The 19,453-nt window shown below is 40.6% G+C and carries 16 protein-coding genes; 9 read left to right on the plus strand and 7 right to left on the minus strand.

The window, feature by feature from the left end; all coding sequences use genetic code 11:
* Positions 1-61: 61 nt before the first annotated feature.
* The 5 genes from NYP54_RS01865 to hutI all read left to right on the plus strand — a co-directional run bounded on the left by NYP54_RS01865 (position 62) and on the right by hutI (position 6,494).
* A complete protein-coding gene (locus NYP54_RS01865; RefSeq protein WP_283156916.1) occupies positions 62-925 on the plus strand; it encodes a hypothetical protein in 864 nt (287 codons plus the stop codon).
* A gap of 102 nt (positions 926-1,027) precedes the next feature.
* Positions 1,028-1,981, plus strand: a complete 954-nt coding sequence (gene hutG / locus NYP54_RS01870; protein ID WP_283156917.1) for a formimidoylglutamase — start codon at positions 1,028-1,030, stop codon at positions 1,979-1,981.
* Positions 1,982-2,010: 29 nt separating this feature from the next.
* Positions 2,011-3,711 (plus strand): urocanate hydratase, encoded by a 1,701-nt coding sequence (hutU, locus tag NYP54_RS01875; protein WP_283156918.1) that lies wholly within the window; start codon positions 2,011-2,013, stop codon positions 3,709-3,711.
* The gene (gene hutH, locus NYP54_RS01880) at positions 3,708-5,279 is read left to right on the plus strand and encodes a histidine ammonia-lyase (RefSeq protein WP_283156919.1); all 1,572 of its coding nucleotides are present in this window, start codon (positions 3,708-3,710) and stop codon (positions 5,277-5,279) included. The genes hutU and hutH overlap by 4 nt, the downstream gene beginning before the upstream one ends.
* An 18-nt stretch (positions 5,280-5,297) precedes the next feature.
* Complete coding sequence (gene hutI, locus NYP54_RS01885) at positions 5,298-6,494, plus strand: imidazolonepropionase (protein WP_283156920.1); 1,197 nt, start codon at positions 5,298-5,300, stop codon at positions 6,492-6,494.
* 32 nt (positions 6,495-6,526) lie between these two features.
* Here the strand turns inward: hutI and ppk2 are convergent, their stop codons facing one another.
* Complete coding sequence (ppk2, locus tag NYP54_RS01890) at positions 6,527-7,345, minus strand: polyphosphate kinase 2 (protein WP_283156921.1); 819 nt, start codon at positions 7,343-7,345, stop codon at positions 6,527-6,529.
* Between the two features lie 159 nt (positions 7,346-7,504).
* Between ppk2 and rfaD the strand changes: the two genes are divergently transcribed.
* Genes rfaD through NYP54_RS01905 form a run of 3 tightly spaced genes read left to right on the plus strand, consistent with a single transcriptional unit; the run spans position 7,505 to position 10,656 of the window.
* Entirely contained in the window at positions 7,505-8,488 is a 984-nt protein-coding gene (gene rfaD / locus NYP54_RS01895; protein ID WP_283156922.1) for an ADP-glyceromanno-heptose 6-epimerase, read from the plus strand.
* 15 nt (positions 8,489-8,503) lie between these two features.
* Positions 8,504-9,778, plus strand: coding sequence for a lipid IV(A) 3-deoxy-D-manno-octulosonic acid transferase (gene waaA, locus NYP54_RS01900; RefSeq protein ID WP_283156923.1), 1,275 nt, complete (start codon positions 8,504-8,506; stop codon positions 9,776-9,778).
* Positions 9,772-10,656 carry a farnesyl diphosphate synthase gene (locus NYP54_RS01905; protein WP_283156924.1) on the plus strand — a complete coding sequence of 295 codons (885 nt, stop codon included), beginning with the start codon at positions 9,772-9,774 and terminating at the stop codon, positions 10,654-10,656. Before waaA ends, NYP54_RS01905 begins: the two co-directional genes overlap by 7 nt.
* Before the next feature lie 3 nt (positions 10,657-10,659).
* Here NYP54_RS01905 and NYP54_RS01910 read toward each other — a convergent pair whose 3' ends face one another.
* From NYP54_RS01910 to greA, 3 genes are read right to left on the minus strand one after another with little or no spacing between them, the layout of a single operon-like run.
* Positions 10,660-11,445: a LuxR C-terminal-related transcriptional regulator gene (locus NYP54_RS01910; RefSeq protein WP_283156925.1), complete on the minus strand. Its 786-nt coding sequence runs from the start codon at positions 11,443-11,445 to the stop codon at positions 10,660-10,662.
* Between the two features lie 58 nt (positions 11,446-11,503).
* The gene (locus NYP54_RS01915; protein WP_283156926.1) at positions 11,504-12,397 is read right to left on the minus strand and encodes a DMT family transporter; all 894 of its coding nucleotides are present in this window, start codon (positions 12,395-12,397) and stop codon (positions 11,504-11,506) included.
* A 16-nt stretch (positions 12,398-12,413) separates the two neighbouring features.
* Positions 12,414-12,893, minus strand: coding sequence for a transcription elongation factor GreA (gene greA / locus NYP54_RS01920; RefSeq protein WP_283156927.1), 480 nt, complete (start codon positions 12,891-12,893; stop codon positions 12,414-12,416).
* Between the two features lie 474 nt (positions 12,894-13,367).
* On the opposite strand from greA, the gene NYP54_RS01925 reads away from it, so the two are divergent.
* Positions 13,368-14,750, plus strand: coding sequence for a D-alanyl-D-alanine carboxypeptidase family protein (locus NYP54_RS01925; RefSeq protein WP_283156928.1), 1,383 nt, complete (start codon positions 13,368-13,370; stop codon positions 14,748-14,750).
* On the opposite strand, the gene NYP54_RS01930 is transcribed toward NYP54_RS01925, so the two are convergent.
* The 3 genes from NYP54_RS01930 to NYP54_RS01940 form a co-directional block, all read right to left on the minus strand.
* Complete coding sequence (locus tag NYP54_RS01930) at positions 14,747-16,006, minus strand: glutamate-5-semialdehyde dehydrogenase (RefSeq protein WP_283156929.1); 1,260 nt, start codon at positions 16,004-16,006, stop codon at positions 14,747-14,749. The two genes, NYP54_RS01925 and NYP54_RS01930, sit on opposite strands and share 4 nt — an antisense overlap.
* A 30-nt stretch (positions 16,007-16,036) precedes the next feature.
* Positions 16,037-17,122: a glutamate 5-kinase gene (proB, locus tag NYP54_RS01935; RefSeq protein ID WP_283156930.1), complete on the minus strand. Its 1,086-nt coding sequence runs from the start codon at positions 17,120-17,122 to the stop codon at positions 16,037-16,039.
* Between the two features lie 283 nt (positions 17,123-17,405).
* Entirely contained in the window at positions 17,406-19,448 is a 2,043-nt protein-coding gene (locus NYP54_RS01940; protein ID WP_283156931.1) for a prolyl oligopeptidase family serine peptidase, read from the minus strand.
* Positions 19,449-19,453: the final 5 nt, after the last annotated feature.

The raw sequence follows: 19,453 nt of genomic DNA on the forward strand, positions 1-19,453 counted from the left end.
CTTGTGTCCTCATATTTCTCATCTAGACTTGATACAGTCAGGTGTTAACGGATGCAGCAAAATGGATAATAAACATACAAAAGATGATAGAGTTAGTGAAAACGCCAATGATGGTAACAATCATGAAAACGATAAAAACACCTACTATCTTAATTCATTTAGTCATTTATCAGAAAAAGACATGACCGCCATCTATCGCGATTGCCAATACAATGAATACGCAATTAAAGAGATTCTGACACTTATTTCACAAGATGGCATTATTGGCTTTGATTTTTTCCGCGTGACTAAATCCTATGACTTTAATTATGTTGGCAGCACCGCACCTGATGAGCTTAAAGCTTATTTTAGACTAGGGTTTTGGCAGCTTGATGCCCTTTATGGCACACTTAATCAAGAAGCCTATCGCATTATTGATTATAGTGAGTTTCCACAGCAACAGCATGCCAAACAAAACTTTGATGAATACTTAACTCTCGTCACCGAAAGACTTTATGCTGATTATAAAGATGTCTTACTTTTTAATACCACCAAAGCATCCTTTAACTTATGTAGCTTCAAGAAAAAGGCGCAATATTTCCAACGTTTACGCTCGACAATGAATCTTATCTATAAACGCATTCATATCCAACAATTATTAACGCCTTCTGCAGAGGATATCAACCGCTTAAAAGCACAGAATACACCGCAACTTGAACAACCAAGACTTGCTTTAATCCAAGCACTTTATAATCTTACCGAAGGTGAGCTCATGCATCTTAAAACCATTGCTGCAGGCGGTTCAGCCAAGGATATTGCACGCCAATCAGGACGCTCTTATCGCTATATTCAAAATATTATTCTTGAATTAATTGAAAAGCTTCAACTTATTAACAAGGATGAGCTTGAAACCATTGCCCAAATTATTATGACCTATGAAGATTAGGAGTGCATAGTATTTTAAAGAATTTAGCAGATCAAGGTTGCGATCAAGCACTTTATTGGTAAAGATATTACACATCCTGTAATTAAGTACACTTTTAATCTTATGAAATACCTGCCTGCTGATAGTGCATCAGCCTATGCTTCTCGAATGACTGATGTTAACAATGAGTATTTCCATCAACTGATTAAAAGTATTGATCTCAATCAACCTATCGACACATTCGAAAGTGACAAACAACATTTTATCCTAATTGGTTTTTGCTGTGATGAAGGTGTTAAGCGCAATCAAGGGGTTATTGGTGCCAAAGAAGGTCCTGAATACTTCAGGCGCGCATTTTTTAACTTAGCAGCGCATCTAGCGAGTAATACCATGCTGTATGATGCGGGTAATGTCTATTGCGATAGCGACGATCTTGAATCAGCACAGGAGTTATTAGCAGAATATGTCGCTAAAGTCATACAACTCAACGCCACACCAATTGTCATCGGAGGCGGGCATGAAACGGCTTGGGGGCACTTACAAGGTCTTTATAAAAAAAAGCTTAACCCAGCAATTGTCAATTTTGACGCACACTTTGATTTGCGAGAAACTTTAACAGGTAACCTTGGCAGCTCAGGCACCCCTTTCTATCAAGCATCACGTTATTTGCAAGATCAACAACTAGACTTTAATTATTATTGCTTGGGTGTACAGCCATTTGCCAATACCAACCGTTTATTTGATTACGCTCATGCGACCAATACCCAATATTTACTTGCTGAGCACATCAACAACAACTCACTAGATTTGTCATTTATTGACAAAATTACAGCACCAAATAAGCAAATCTATATCACGCTATGTCTTGATGTTTTTCAAGCAGCGCTTGCCCCAGGGGTAAGTGCACCACAAGCATTAGGTATTGATAGCCCTTTTGTTATAAATGCTTTGCGTAAGCTCAAGCAATCTAAACAAGTGATTGCTTTAGATATCGTTGAGCTTAATCCAAAAAAAGATATCGACAACAGAACTGCTAAGCTTGCAGCAGCACTTCTTGCGAATTTTCTACAAGCTTAAACTTAAACCTTATAGGAGGAATTTATACTATGTCACGCACAATCAAAGCCGCAACAGGCACCAAACTTAGCGCTAAATCATGGCTTACTGAAGCCCCTCTTCGCATGTTGATGAACAACTTGGATCCTGATATTGCCGAGCATCCACAAGATCTTGTTGTTTATGGCGGTATCGGTAAAGCGGCACGCAATTGGGAATGTTTTGATAAAATCGTTGAATGCTTAGAGAAGCTTGAAGATGATGAAACACTCCTTGTTCAATCCGGTAAACCAGTCGGCGTTTTCAAAACACACGCTGATGCACCACGTGTGCTGATTGCTAATTCAAACCTTGTGCCACACTGGGCAGATTGGCAGCACTTCAATGAACTTGATAAAAAAGGCTTGATGATGTACGGGCAAATGACTGCCGGCTCTTGGATTTATATCGGTTCACAAGGCATTGTCCAAGGCACCTATGAAACTTTTGTTGAAATGGGACGCCAGTATTATAACGATGACTTATCTGGCAAGTGGATTCTCACAGCGGGTCTTGGTGGCATGGGCGGTGCGCAAACCCTTGCGGGTGTTTTAGCTGGTGCTTGTGTGTTAGCCATTGAGTGCGATGAAAGCCGCATTGATTTTAGATTGCGTACAAAATACGTCGACTACAAAGCCAAAACCCTTGATGAAGCAATGACTATTATCAATAAAGCTTGCGCTGAAAAGCGCGCGATTTCTGTCGGACTTTTAGGAAATGCTGCTGAGATTTTACCTGAAATGGTCAAGCGTGGGATTAAACCTGATGCAGTTACCGATCAAACCAGTGCCCATGATCCATTAAATGGCTATTTGCCAATCGGTTGGAGCTTAGAAAAGGCTAAAAAAGAGCGTCAAAGCAATCCTGATCTTGTCGTTGCTGAGGCTAAAAAGTCAATGAAAGCGCATGTAGCAGCCATGCTTGAATTTGCCAAGCAAGGCATTCCAACTTTTGACTATGGTAATAACATTCGTCAAGTCGCCTTTGATGAGGGCTTGCAAAATGCGTTTGATTTCCCAGGTTTTGTGCCGGCATTTATCCGTCCACTGTTTTGCCAAGGCATTGGACCGTTTAGATGGGTTGCTCTATCGGGTGATCCTGAAGATATTTACAAAACTGATCAAAAAGTCAAAGAGCTTATGCCGCATGATAAGCACCTGCATAACTGGCTTGATATGGCAAAAGAGCGTATTGCTTTCCAAGGGTTGCCAGCACGTATTTGTTGGGTTGGTCTAGGCGATCGTGCTCGCCTTGGCTTAGCATTTAATGAAATGGTCAAAAATGGTGAGCTCAAAGGCCCTATCGTCATTGGTCGTGATCACTTAGATTCAGGCTCTGTCGCAAGCCCTAATCGCGAAACAGAAAGCATGAAAGACGGCTCAGATGCGGTATCTGACTGGCCGTTATTAAATGCCCTTCTTAATACCGCAGGAGGTGCTACTTGGGTAAGTCTCCATCACGGTGGAGGTGTCGGCATGGGCTTCTCGCAACACTCGGGTGTTGTTATTGTTGCCGATGGCACTGAAGCTGCAGCCAAGCGTTTACAGCGCGTCTTAACCAATGATCCAGGCACGGGTGTCATGCGTCATGCGGATGCCGGTTATGATATCGCCATTAATTGCGCCAAAGAGAAAGGGCTAAACTTACCCATGGTTAACGCCAACTCAAAAAATGATCATTGCACCTCAAGTAAAAAAGAGGCATTAATATGAGTGAAGTGATGAACCACACAAATACAACGAATAACAAAACATTAAACTCACAAAGCTTTTGCTTAATTCCTGGTGAGCTTAGCCTTCAGGATATTGAGTTACTAATTACGAGCGCCTGCCCTATTCATTTAGATGATCGTGCTTATGCTAAAGTAGCAACATCTCGCAACATTGTTGAAGAAGTGTTAAGTGCTGGCAAAACAGTCTATGGCATTAATACTGGTTTTGGTTTATTAGCCAATAAAAAAATTCCAACAACTGATCTTAAAGAGCTACAACGCCGTATCGTCTTATCTCACGCTACTGGCGTTGGCAAACCACTGGATAATGATACGGTTAAGCTCATCATGCTCCTTAAAATCAACAGTCTTGCACAAGGCTACTCAGGTGTCACACAACAAACCTTAGATGCGTTAATCGCCTTTTATAATCATGGCATTTATCCGGTGATCCCTGAGCAAGGCTCAGTTGGAGCATCTGGTGATTTAGCACCTTTAGCACATATGAGTATGCCACTTATTGGTGAAGGAGATGTTAATTATCAAGGGCAACGTATCAGTGCACAAGATGCCTTAAAACAAGCGGGATTAAATACGATTGAACTTCAGGAAAAAGAAGGCTTGGCTTTACTTAATGGCACGCAAGCATCAACAGCGATTGCTTTGATGGGGTTGATTAAAGTTGAGCGTAATTTCAGTATTGCCACTATTGCTGGCGCTTTAAGTATTGAGGCAACCTTTGGTAGCATGAAACCCTTTGATCCTGTTATCTCCCAGATCAAGCGCGTTGAGGGGCAAATTATTTTCTCAAAAGTCATGCGCAATTTATTGGAAAATAGTGAGATTATGCACTCACATGATCACTGTGGCAAAGTGCAAGACCCTTACTCCCTACGCTGCCAACCACAGGTGATGGGTGCGGCATGGCAAGTGATCAATGATACTAAACGCAATTTATTAAATGAAGCTAATGGCGTATCTGATAATCCATTGATTCTGCCCGAAACCAAAGAAATTATCTCAGGTGGTAACTTCCACGCTGAAATGGTCGCCATGAGTGCCGATATGCTGAGTATTGCTTGCGCTGAAATTGGTGCGATTTCTGAACGTCGCATTGCCCTTTTGATCGATAAGCATTTAAGCGGATTACCTGCCTTTTTAATTGAAAATGCCGGACTTAATTCAGGCTTTATGTTGGCGCATGTCACTGCATCATCACTAGCCAGTGAGAATAAAACACTGGCACATCCGGCATCTGTTGATAGCCTGCCAACTTCTGCCAATCAAGAAGATCATGTTAGTATGGCAACTTTTGCCGCACGCAAATTAAATACGATTGCTCAAAATGTATTATCTATCTTAAGTATTGAAGTGCTTGCTGCTTGTCAAGGGGTCTCCTTGAGAGCGCCACTTAAAACATCGAGTCTATTAGACAGCAAATATCGCCAGATTCGTGCTAAAGTCCCTTATTACGATGAAGATCGCTACTTTGCACGTGATATCGAAAATGCCACAGATGTCATCAAGCAACATGCTTTCTATAGCGATGTTCACACACAGCTTTTTTAAATATTAAAGGTGAGTAACATGTACGATTTGATCATCCAAAATGCGCGCCTTGTGACCTTTGATCAAGACGAGCGTATTTTGGATAATGCCGCCTTAGTCATTAATCAAGGCAAGATTATTGATATCTTAGTCAAAGGTTCAGCACTGCCTAAGGCGCGCGAAGTTATTGATCACAATGGTCAATTAGTAACTCCAGGACTCATTGATTGCCACACACATCTTATCTATGGTGGCAATCGTGCGGATGAGTTTGAAATGCGCTTAAATGGTGCCTCGTATGAGGAAATTGCCAACAAAGGCGGTGGCATTCGCTCAACCGTTACAGCAACACGTAACGCCTATTTAGATGCGTTATATCACAGTGCTCACAGACGCCTTAAGCAAATGATGCAATATGGCACAACCACTTGTGAGATTAAGTCAGGTTACGGCTTAGATATCGATACTGAAATGAAGATGCTTAAAGTTGCGCAACAGCTTAATGCATCAAAAGGCATCGATATTATCCCGACCTTTTTAGGTGCCCATGCTTTGCCACCTGAGTTTGATGACAAAGATCAATATATTGATTTTATTATTACTGACATGCTGCCAGTGCTTAAAAAAGAAAATCTGGCACACGTTGTTGATGGATTTTGTGAGAATATTGGTTTTTCACACGCGCAAATAAAACGCCTATTTACTCACGCCAAAGCACTTGGGTTTCAGCTAAAGCTTCATGCCGAGCAGTTATCTGACCAAAAAGGTGCCGCTCTTGCTGCTAAATTTAACGCCTTATCAGCCGACCATTTAGAATATCTCGCGATTGAAGATATTGCTAAACTGCATGCGGCAAACACGGTTGCTGTTTTATTGCCTGGGGCTTATTATTTCTTACGTGAAACCAAATTACCCCCAGTTGCTGAGCTTTTAAATAATCACGTCAAAATTGCTATTGCGACTGATGCCAATCCTGGCTCTTCACCCTTTTTGTCATTACCATTGATGATGAATATGGCATGTACCCTATTTCGCATGACACCATATCAGGCCTTTCAAGCAACAACAATCAATGCCGCTTACGCACTTGGTATCCAAGATCAAAAAGGCAGCATTGAAATCGGTAAATGTGCTGATTTAGTTCTATGGGATTGCGAGCATTATAATCAAATTATCTATGATGCAACATTGAATTATCGTAAAGCAACTATTAAGGATGGTGAGTTGTTTGTTTAAGCTGTATTGCATCTGTTAAACGTAAACTTAGGTTACTCTGGGTAAATCTCACTTGCTAAGCCAACAATCAGTGGATCAGGTTTAATCGCAATATTCATATCTTTGTTTTTATAATCCAATCGTGATAGCACAAAGCGCATCGCATTGATACGTGCACGCTTTTTATCATCTGATTTAATCACCGTCCAAGGAGCAAGCTCAGTATCGGTATGCAAAAACATACTTTCTTTGGCTTCTGTGTAATCATCCCATTTATCCATACTAGCCTTATCAATCGGACTTAATTTCCACTGTTTCAATGGATGCACAGCACGCGATTGGAAGCGTCTTTTTTGCTCTTTTTGACTGACTGAAAACCAAAACTTAAACAGCTTAATACCACTTTGCACCAACATTTTTTCAAGATCTGGTGCTTGCGTTAAAAACAGTTGATATTGCTCAGGTGTACAAAATCCCATCACTTTTTCAACACCTGCGCGGTTATACCACGATCTATCAAAAAGAACGATCTCACCGGAGGTTGGCAAGTGACGAATATAGCGCTGGAAATACCACTGACCCTGCTCACGCTCAGATGGCTTCTCTAATGCCACAACGCGCGCACCCCGCGGGTTAAGATGCTCCATCATCCGCTTAATCGTCCCCCCTTTGCCTGCTGCATCACGTCCTTCAAAGATAATCAGCACCTTCTGACCTGTTGATCTTACCCACTGCTGCATCTTCAAAAGCTCAATCTGTAATTGCGTTTTCTGCTGCTCGTAAACCTTTCTTGGCATTTTTTCCTGATAAGGGTAAATATTCTCAGTAAAGAGTTTACGACGATTTAATAAATCAAGTGAGATGTCAGTCATATCCATGTGCTTTCTTATCTATACATATCCTCATTGTAGCGCTAAAGAGAATAACTACAAGTCAGCATCTGGCGCCCATAAAAGTTAATCACAGAAATTACAGCCAACTTGCGTTTTTTTTGTTAGAATTGCCGTCGTTTTAACACATGGAGCAAATCAATGATTATTGTTACAGGTGGCGCCGGATTCATTGGCGCAAATATTATTAAGCAGCTTAACCTACGCGGACATGAAGATATTCTCGTTGTTGACAACCTAAAAGACGGGCATAAATTTGTTAATTTAGTTGATTATGAGATTGCAGATTATTGTGACCAAACACCTTTTTTACAAGCGATTGAGTCTGACTTGGCTTACTACACACCAAATACGGGCTTAAAGATTAATCCTAACGATATTACTGCCATCATCCATCAAGGAGCTTGCTCGGCGACAACGGAGTGGGATGGTCAATATGTGATGGAGAACAACTACGAATACAGCAAGATCCTTTTGCATTTTGCGATGCGCCACAAGATTCCATTTATTTATGCCTCTAGTGCTGCTACATATGGCAATAACACAACCTTTATTGAAGAGCGTCAATATGAAAAACCGGTGAATGTTTATGGTTACTCTAAATTCTTATTTGATCAATACGTTCGCAAGTTTTTGCCACATGCGCAAAGCCAAATCGTTGGTTTAAAGTACTTCAATGTCTATGGACCACACGAGACACACAAAGGCTCAATGGCAAGTGTTGCATATCACCATTACAATCAGTTTAAAGCACATAAAAAAGTTAAACTATTTGATGCCTATGATGGTTTTGCAGCAGGTCAGCAAATGCGTGATTTCGTTTATGTCGAAGATGCTGCCAAGGTTAATCTATGGTTTTTGGATCACCCACACGTCTCTGGGATCTTTAACTGTGGCACGGGCAAAGCGGAACCTTTTAACAACATCGCCCATGCTGTCATTGATTTTTACAAAGAAGGTCATATCGAATATATCGAGTTTCCAGAGCATCTTAAGGGACACTATCAAAGCTATACTGAGGCCAACTTAGACAAATTGCGTGAAGCAGGTTGCGATGTTAATTTCAGAGATGTCAAAACGGGTGTTACGGATTACTTACAATGGCTTGAAAAACATAATAAATAAAATAAATAATAAAATATGATCTACACACTCATTCGCCTAACTTACAGCCTATTATTTTGTTTAGGTTTACCCTTTATCAGTATTAAGAAATTAATTCGTAGTCGCAAAAATAAAGGCTATCGTCAAAGAGTACGTGAGCGCTTTGGTTTTACTCCCTTTAAGACAGATGAAAGCATTTGGGTTCACTCAGTTTCCATGGGTGAGAGTATTGCTATCGCGCCTTTGGTAAAAAAACTTGCTCTAAATTATCCACATAAAACCTTTGTGGTCACAACGATGACGCCAACAGGAAGTACGCAGGTGCAAAAACTTTATAAAGACTTTGACAACATCAAACACAGTTATATCCCCTATGATATCCCCTGCTTGTTAAAGCGCTTTATTAAACGCACTAACCCTAAGCTCTGTATTATCATGGAAACAGAGATTTGGCCAAACTTACTTGCACAATGCGAAAAACACCATATTCCAAGCATTTTAATCAATGCACGTTTATCACAAAAATCAGCCGCAGGTTACGCCAAGATTGGCTTTATTATGCGTCACATGCTTAAACAAATCAGTCATATCAGCGCGCAATCTGATGATGATGCAATGCGTTTTATAGCACTTGGTATGCCCAAAGATAAAATAAGTGTTGATGGCAATATCAAATATGACTTTCCAATTGCGGATGATCTTATTGAAAATGCCCAAAATTTACGTCAACGTTTTGCAAAACAGCATATCTGGATTGCTGCAAGTACGCATCAAGGTGAAGATGAGATTATTCTTGAAACGCATCGCAAATTATTACAAACAATGCCTAATGTATTGTTGATTTTAGTGCCAAGGCATCCTGAGCGCTTTAATCAAGTCGCTGAATTAATTAAAGCACACAAGTTTAACTACAGCCGTAGAAGTCTAGATCAATACCATCATAACGATGATGTCTATCTAGGAGACACCATGGGTGAGATGATGCTGTTATATGCCGCAAGTGATATTGCTTTTGTTGGTGGCAGTTTTGTCAATAACGGTGGGCATAATATGCTTGAGCCTGCAGCACTTGCTAAGCCTGTTTTATCAGGCCCATCGGTATTTAATTTCGCTTTAGTTGCTGAAAAATTACAAAATCAGCACGCTTTAACTTTAGTCAATAATAGTGATGAATTAGCCAAGCAATTACAGACACTTTTTAATAACCCGCAATTAGCAGCATCCCAAGGCAATGCGGCATTAGCGGTTTTTCAACAAAACAAAGGCGCACTTGACAAACAACTCTCAATCATTAAAGGATTTTTATGCTAAGCAAATTCACACAAATAAAGGATGATTTTGAAGACTTTGCCAAGGACTATTTCTTAGCGCAATCCATTCAAAGCCCACGTTTGAAAGAAGCGATGGCATATAGCTTTCTTAATGGTGGCAAGCGTATTCGTGCCATCTTAAGCTTCTTAAGTGGTGCCTGTTTTAACTGTGATCCGCACAACATCAAACATATTGCTTTGGCACTAGAGGCAATTCACGCTTATTCACTGATTCATGATGACCTTCCAGCAATGGATGATGATGATTTGCGTCGTGGCAAACCGACATGCCATATTCAATTTGATGAGGCCACTGCCATTTTAGCAGGTGATGCATTGCAGACACTTGCATTTCAGGCTTTGAGTGAATTAAAAGCTATTAATATTAAACAACTGCAAAAAGCGCTTTATCTGTTGGCAACACACGCAGGCAGCCAAGGTATGGTTGATGGTCAGCAATTAGATATTGATGCTGAGGGTCAAACTCAGGATATCCAGAGCATTGAGACAATACATCGCTTAAAAACAGGTAAGCTTTTAACCGCTGCCGTTGTATTGCCTTTTATTGCTTCACCTTATTACACGGATCAAACCGTTGAAAAACACCTTATTGCATTTAATCAATGTATTGGGTTAGCCTTTCAAGTCAAAGACGATTTGCTTGAAGTAACTTCTGACACGGCGACTTTAGGCAAAAACAATATGAGTGATCTTAAACTCAATAAGTCAACCTACCCTTCCTTGTTAGGTATTGAAAAAACGCAACAATTATTGGATGAGTTATTTACTCAATCCATGGCGCATCTGCAACAAATCAAAGGGCATGACACAACATCATTAGCCCAACTGGCTGAATATATTATTAGGCGCACGCATTAGTCATTACTCTATATAGCTGGTAATAATCCGCGCCAAATTAATTAGTTGATTCTTACTCTGACAATTCAGTTTCTCACACAAACTGGCAATACTGCCCTGCACTGAGCGATAGGAACGCCCTGCATGCATCGCAATCTCTTTCGCCGTGGCACCGGTTGCAATAAAGCGTAAATACTCGACATTTAGATCTGTCAATTTCAAGCGCTGCTGTAAATTCTTAGGCAAACGCACGATATCAGGCATCACCATACCATCACTAAAGTCCTTAATCTCAATTAAGGTATGAAATCGCACCACACTCATTAATAGATCAATACAGTCTGTCAAACACTGATAAAGCTTAGTTTTATCCTCAAATGTTAGCTGATTAAAATAATCCGCATTGATATCAAATGAAAAATGATCCGTATAATGGTGATAGCACCTCACAATATATAGCACCATATTATGCGCATCTTGAGTGATCAGCTTATGTTTCATCTGATCACAGATTAATTCATCATAGGTAAATACTTTAAACACATTGGTTTGCTTAGGGATAATTGAAGGATCATAACGCCATAAGCCAAGCTCAAGATAGGGCTTAATCAGTGCTTTAGTAAAGCTTGTAATCATCGCATATTGATTTGCTTCAAAACGCCGTACCCACGTTAAGGTACTAATCGTATCTTCACAAATAATATCTAAAATTTGCCTGATAATTGCCGCATTAGTGGCACTATCATAGAGCATCGCTTCAAGGTCTTCTTCTTGTATTTTTAGCAACGAAGTGATGACATGTTTTTTCATAAACTGAAATTCATTTTCAGTGTCCATGCGACCAAGTATAGCTTACTGACGAGTAATGTCAGCTTGCATTTGCGCGACTTTGGCGCTTTAACAGGCTCAATATTGGCTCAACAGCAATAGATAATAAGATCAACAAGCAAGCAAATACCATATTGATGCTAATATGGTCGCCCATAATGATGACACCAAGCAAGCTGCCAAATAGCGGCACAAGATAGTTCGATAATGAGCAAAACCCGGCACCCGCACGTTTAATTAAACTGACATACAGCACATAAACCAACCCCGAGCAAAACACACCTAAGATAATCGATGCAATAAAAGGATATAATGCAAAATGCATACCTTGTAACGAGCCATTGCCAAGGTTTATGCCAAGCATAATAATCGTGCCAATGATAAACGCATCACGTGATAGCAAAAATGCATCTTCATTGGGTAGGCTTCTGATAATGATTAACGCACTAGCAAACGATAACGCGCCAAGCATAATCGCTAACTGTGGCAATAATGCGCTTGATAGACCTGTTGTCATTAAATCAGGCGCAAATAAAACCAATAAACCAATAAAACCGATGAGCATGCCGACAAACTTAGCCTTTGTCGCGCGCTCAACACGCGTTAATAACACTAAGATAATGGTAAAAAACGGAATCGTGCCCATCAAAATCGATGCCATACTGCCTGAAACGGACTGCTGCCCCCACATCACCAAAGTAAATGGAATCACCACTTCAAGCACACCAATTGCTGCAACTTTAGACCATGTTTTAAGGTCTCTTTTATAGCGCTTTCTTTTGGCAACCAAACAAAAGACAATCAAAAAAACTGCGGCATAAAATGTTCGTAATAAAGCAAGCTGCTCAGGCGTGTAACTGGCTAATGAGAAGTCGATTAAAACAAACTGACCGCCCCAGATAACCCCGATAAATAACAGTAAAATATAATTCATTGCTAACGATCACACCTTATCGATATTCAACCGTCACAATTTCATAATCAACCACACCTGAAGGCGTTGCGATATTGGCTTCGTCACCCTCTTCTTTGCCAATGAGCCCACGCGCTAATGGTGAGCTTAATGAGATTTTATTGTATTTGATATCCGCTTCATCTTCGCCGACGATTTGATAGGTTATTTCTTCATCACTATCAATATTTATCAAGGTAACCGTCGCACCAAAGACCACTTTGCCACTATTGGTCATATTGGCAATATCAATCACTTGCGCATTACCAAGCTTCACTTCAAGCTCTTGAATACGTCCTTCGATAAAGCTTTGCTGCTCACGCGCGGCATGATACTCGGCATTTTCTTTTAAATCACCGTGCTCACGTGCTTCAGCGATTGCAGCAATCACCTTTGGGCGCTGAACACTTTTTAAATCTTGTAACTCTGCTTTTAACGCCGCTTCACCGGCAACAGTCATTGGAATTCGTACTGCCATTTTTTATCCTTAATTCTTTTATCTTTTAGTCTTTACTTTAAATCTAAATAACTGAGGTTACGCACTTTTTCTATTTCAACACCCCGCCTCGCAAGCTTGGCACCCCTCTTGAAAAGAGGGGAATTAAAATCACCATCGCCCAATTCCCCTCTTTTCAAGAGGGGTGGCAGCCGTAGGCTGACGGGGTGTTTATAAAGTCATAGTTTTTTCTAAAATGCGTAACACCAATAAATAATAAAAAACGCCCAGCATGCAACATGCCAGGCATTGTTCAACTCTTTTACTCATCTTTTACTCACTGGCATGTATTATACCGAAGCGTGCTTTGTTTGCAATTTCTAAAATGTCTATCCATCGGATCAAAATCAATCGCTAAGTTTCGCCGTATTTATGTTTAAAAGACTTTTAAGATCAGTATAATAACTGCATTGAAATGTCATTATAAATTCAAACGTCAACATAATAGGTAATAACATGTTTACTATTAAAAAAATCTCTTTGATTGCAGCATCCTCTATCGCTTTGCTAGCCACGCAACTGTCATTTGCTCAAGATGCAGAAAAAACACAATCAACACAAACAACACAAGTAGCGCAACCTGCGGCACAAAATGAACCCAATACTTATGGCGCAACATCTGTTAATTATATGGGTGTGCCACTTAATGCCTATGGTGCTGTTTCATCAAGCGCCAATGTTCCACTTGAAGTGCAAGTGCCACCTGCACCTGCGGATTTAGTACTACCGAATATTACACCTGCAACTGCGATCTGGCACAATCAAGTTGTCACACCACCTATGCTTAATGTCAAAAGCTATCTACTGATTGATGCTAAGACAGGTAATATCTTAGCTGAGAAAAATGCCAACATGCGTATTGCACCTGCCTCTTTAACCAAGATGATGCTCCTTTATATCGTGGAGCAGAAGCTAGCTGCAGGTAGCATCAAGCTTGATCAAAAAGTACAAGTTCCTGCCATTGCTTGGCATACCGCAGGATCAAGCATGCATTTAAAAGCAGCCCAAGAAGTGACTATCCAGGACTTACTAGAAGGCACCATTGTTGCCTCAGGTAATGATGCTGCAGTCACCTTAGCAATGACGCTTGCCGGTACACAAGAAGGTTTCGTCAATATTATGAACTTCACAGCGAAGAAACTAGGCATGAATAACACGCATTTTAGTGATGTTATGGGTTTACCAGCCCCTAACTTATACACGACAGCGCGTGACTTGTCTGTTCTTGCGCAACATATTATTTATGACTACCCGCAATACTATCATTACTACAAAATGTCTAGTGTTAGCATGAATGGTTTTGTTACCCGTAATTACAACAAATTATTAGATATTTATCCTTATGCTGATGGTATCAAGACAGGCTCAACAGACTCTGCGGGTTACTCGCTGGTTTCTTCAGCAGTGAAGCCTGATCATGATCGCTTAATCTCTGTAGTTATTGGTTCAACCAGCCTTTTGCAAAGCGCTCGTGATAGCCAGACATTACTAGAGTATGGTTTTTCTAACTTCCAGACGAAAACGTTCTATCCAGCTAATTACGCCTTAGGCAATATCCGCATTTACAAAGGCGAGAGTGACACCGTCGATATCGGTGTGCAAAAACCCGTAGCAATTAGCTTCCCAAGCTATATCGATGCCAAAGATATTCAGTTTGTATTACACAAGAACCCTAAAGGTCTTGTTGCACCTGTTACAGCAGGCACTGATGCTGGCAGCGTTGATATGGTTTACAAAGGTAAAACCATTGAGACATTCCCAGTCGTTGCATTAAAAGATGATGCAACCGGCTCATTATGGCAACGCATCAAGGGCACTGTGTCTTTGTGGTTTGCTTAAGCACGAACACTGCCATTACTCACTACTTGATATTTAAATGTGGTTAATTGTTTAATGCCAACAGGTCCTCGAGCGTGAAGCTTGCCTGTTGATATCCCAATCTCAGCGCCCATGCCAAATTCTCCACCATCTGAGAATTGTGTAGAGGTATTGTGCATCACGACGGCACTATCAACATTCTGCATGAAAAATTGCGCAGCTGTTTGATCTTCGGTTAAAATCGCATCGGTGTGATGCGAGCCATAATGATTAATGTGTACAACCGCTGCAGCAACATCATCAACATACTTGATTGAAACGATACTATCTAAATATTCCGTTGACCAATCAGACTCTTCTGCTTTTTCATATTGTGAAAATTGCTGCCATAAATCCTGATCAAGGCGCAGCGCACACCCTGCTTTATCCAATGCGGTTAATAGCGCGTCAATATCCTCTATTGGCAACTGTCGATCCAATAAAATCGTCTCCGTTGCACCACAAATGCTAGGACGGCGCATTTTGGCATTAACACACACATTAAGCACTTTGCGTAAATCCACTGCATGATGAACATAGGTGTGACATATCCCATCTAAATGCTTAAACAAAGGCACTTTACTATGCTTTGTCAGATATTCAATCAGTGCGCGTCCACCGCGTGGCACAACCACATCAATATATTGATCTTGAGCTACCAGATACTCGATGGCGGCTCTTTCCTGAGTTGGCAGCATTTGTACGGCATCACTGGCAATCTCTGACTTTGCCAATCCCATCTGTATTGCGCGCATAATCGCTTGATTTGAATAAAAGCTCTCGCTACCACCTCTTAAAATTGCGGCATTACCTGATTTTAAACACAGTCCAGTTGCATCAACGGTGACATTTGGACGTGACTCGTAAATGACTGCAATGACACCTAGTGGCACACTGACTGCTTTGATATCAAGTCCTGTTGGTCTTTGCACATGTGATAGCACACAATGAAGTGGGTCGGGTTGTTTTGCAATCTCACGCAAGCCATCACTCATCGCGACAATTCGCTCATGCGTTAACAATAAGCGATCAAGCATGGCTTTACTTAAGCCCTTTGCCGTTGCATTTTCAATATCCTTGGCATTGCCTTTTAGAATATTATCCGTATTGCGTACAATCTCATCAGCGATTAATGACAATGCTTGATTACGCATATCGTTCGTGCTTGACGCCAAGTGATATGTTGCTTGTTTGGCTTGTTTGCACAGTGTTTCTATTGCCTGATATTCATTTATCACTTATCTTAACTCCTAAAACTGAATTCTCTCTCAAACCAATACCATATTATTGCGATGAACAATCACTTTTGTCTCTGGCGTATAATTTTTAGCTAATAGCACCTGCTTTAATACCTCTGCATGCAACATTGCCACACCAATTGCTACCGTATTACCTTGTTCATCCTTTATCGTAAGCACATCATCGGCTTTAAAATTACCGACACACTCCATCACACCCACACTGAGTAAACTCTTACCAAGGCGCAGTGCGCGCAGTGCCCCTTCATTAATAGTAAGCGCACCACTATGTTTCACATGATGTGCAAGCCAGCGCTTTTTAGCACTTTGATCAATTTTTTGCGCCTTAAACAACGTAAATCGTCCCGCATTTTGCAAGCTTGTTAAGGGCTTAAGTGCCTTGCCGTTACAAATCAGCATATTACAACCATTATTAACCGCAATCTCAGCAGCTAGAATTTTAGTGATCATACCACCTGAGCTGATTTTGGTGTGACTCTCTCCTGCCATTGATTTGATCTCATCATTAATCACATCAACGCTTTTGATAAACTGGGCTGTTTTATCAATATTTGGGTTAGCGGTATATAGTCCATCGATATCGGAGAATAAAATTAATAAATCAGCATTAATGGTTTGCGCAACACGCGCCGCTAAGCGATCATTATCGCCATAGCTAATCTCAGTCGTTGCTACCGTATCATTCTCATTGATAATCGGAATTACGCGAAATTTGAGCAGTGTTTCCAAGGTGTTTTGCGCATTAACATAGCGTTGACGCGTTTCAATATCATCGATATTCAATAGCACTTGCGCGCTATGAATGTCAAAGGCTGCAAATTGTGATTGATAGACTTGTGATAACTTAATTTGCCCAATTGCTGAAGCGGCTTGCTTTTCTGCCAAGGTGCATTTACGCCCCATGCAGTTAAGCACCTTACGCCCCAATGCCACAGCCCCTGATGAGACAATAATGATTTCAATGCCCTGTTTGTATAACTGATCAATATCAGCGATTAAACTTTCAAGCCACTTTTTTCTGATTTCGTAATTATCATCAACTAACAGCGATGAGCCAATTTTAATCACAATGCGTTTATAGTCACTTAAATTCATAGATAATAAGCTCTTGTGCTCTCAAGTTGCTAAATTATGGTTGTTTGTGCAACATTTATATTATTTGCTGGAGCTACGCACTTTTGCTATTTCAACACCCCACCTCTCAAGCTTGGCACCCCTCTTGCAAAGAGGGGAATTAAAATTACCGTTGCCCAATTCCCCTCTTTGCAAGAGGGGTGGCAGCCATAGGCTGACGGGGTGTTTATAAAATCATAGTTTTTTCTAAAGTGCGTAATGCCAGTTATTTATGTTAAAAGAATGCTTATTATTCTGCCACAGGCTACAGATTTTGCCTAAACCAATTTGCCGTATCTTTCATCCCTGCTAATAGCTGATTAGGTTCTGAGAACTCATGTCCTTGATCACGATAGATTTTTAGTGAGACCTTTTTATGCGCTTGTTTTAAAGCATAATATAATTCTAACGATTGACTAAGCGGCACCTCAGTATCTCTATCACCCCCTTGAATCAATATGCTACCGTGAACTGAACCCACATGTAAAACCGGTGATATATTTACCCAAGGCTTAGCATCTTGCCAAAAAGGCACCCCCATAAGATAAGTCAGTGTATGATAATCTGAAGTGCCTTCAAGACTCACCAAATCATTGACTCCAGCGCCATCGACTGCCGTTTTGAAAAGACTGTCACGCTCCATTGCTACTGCTGCAAGAAAGCCACCATAACTCCAACCCCAGATGCCAATACGCTTAGGATCAACAATCCCCTCGGCGATTAAATGCCTAGCACCAAGGGTAATATCCTCCAAGTCAATTTGCCCAATTTTCTGATAGTTAGATGCCATAAATGGCACGCCATAGCCCGTACTACCATGTACATTCGGTCTAAAGATCACATAACCTTCTGCCGCCATACAGCCCACACAAAAAGGCGTATCTAGCGTATGGGGTGAGCCAATAAAGCTGCCCCACCAATGGTTAGCGGGTCCACCATGCACCGCAACAATCAGTGGATATTTATGCTCTTTCTCTCCTTTTTTATAATTTGGTGGATAGGTTACAAAGCCTTCGATACTTTCTTTATTGCTACCAAGCCAATGGATTATTTCTGTTTGCCCTAGTGCATAGGGTAGTTTTCTTTGCGGATTGATCACTTCTGGTGAAAACTCATCTAAACGACTAACGACTGCTTCAGGCGCTTTATTGCTACTCATTTGCATATAGCCAATCGCTGTTGCTTGATTGTTAACAACAGGACTAAGAACTGATACATCATGTGTTAATGGCAAAATGTCCGATGTCTTGATATTAACTTTGACAAGACGCTTCGTTAAATGATCATCTTGCACCATCAATAGATTCTCATCTTTTTGATCCCATGAGAGCAACTCGGCACCACCCTCAAACAAAGGCTTAAAACATTGCTGTTTATGATCATTTAAGTTCAAAATACACAGCTGGTTGCTGTATCTTAGAAGGTAATCTGCATATTGATAGCCTTTGGGTAATCGATTGTAGAAATAGGCGAGTTTTTTACCATCATGTGACAAAACTGGCTGATCATAATAGCCTTCACTTTTTGTTAAATTCATCACATGTCCTGCTAAATCAACACGTTTGATCGCGCGCTTTCTTGAGCGCTCTGGCGCCAATGAATGTGCACTAACAAAGATAATACCGCTACTATCCTTTAACCATGTCAAACGATCATTCATCACATAATCATCTGACTGGCTTAACGCTTTAATGCTTTGAACATGCGTTTGATCTTTTGACAGCATTAATACATAAAGTTTATTACCTGCATACATTGTCGCTGGATCAAGTACCGAAAGATTATCACGCTTATCCTCATGCACACTCACAGCTATCATTTGCCCATTGGGTGAAATTTGATAGCTTACTAATTCTTGCTCAGGCATTTGTAATGGATATAACTTGTTAAGATTGATATCGTAAACACACAGGATTAATTGATTATGCTGTTCTTTAACAAGCAGTAATTTATGCGCATCTGGAAACCAAGAGGCACTTAATACGTTAAAATTAAAAAGCTTTTGCGCGTCTGTCATAGCGTTAGCATCAATATGTTTGACGTAAAAAAGCTGATAACGCCACTGCCACTTACCCGTTTTTTTATCTTCTTGCCCCTTCTTCTGTATATAAACTGCCTCTTTAGCATCATCTGAAGGTGACACAAAACCAAACCAAGGTTGTGATAATGATGCCTCAGCTGTTAATGGCTGCATTGATTTTTCGGTTATTTTAGTTACTTTGTTTAAGTTAATATCACTTTCTTGCGCATACACTGCCAAAGTGATTATGACACTCAAACAAGTACTCAGTACAATTTTTCTAAACATTAATC

This window comes from Cysteiniphilum sp. QT6929 (assembly GCF_030035755.1).
Lineage (GTDB): Bacteria > Pseudomonadota > Gammaproteobacteria > Francisellales > Francisellaceae > Caedibacter > Caedibacter litoralis.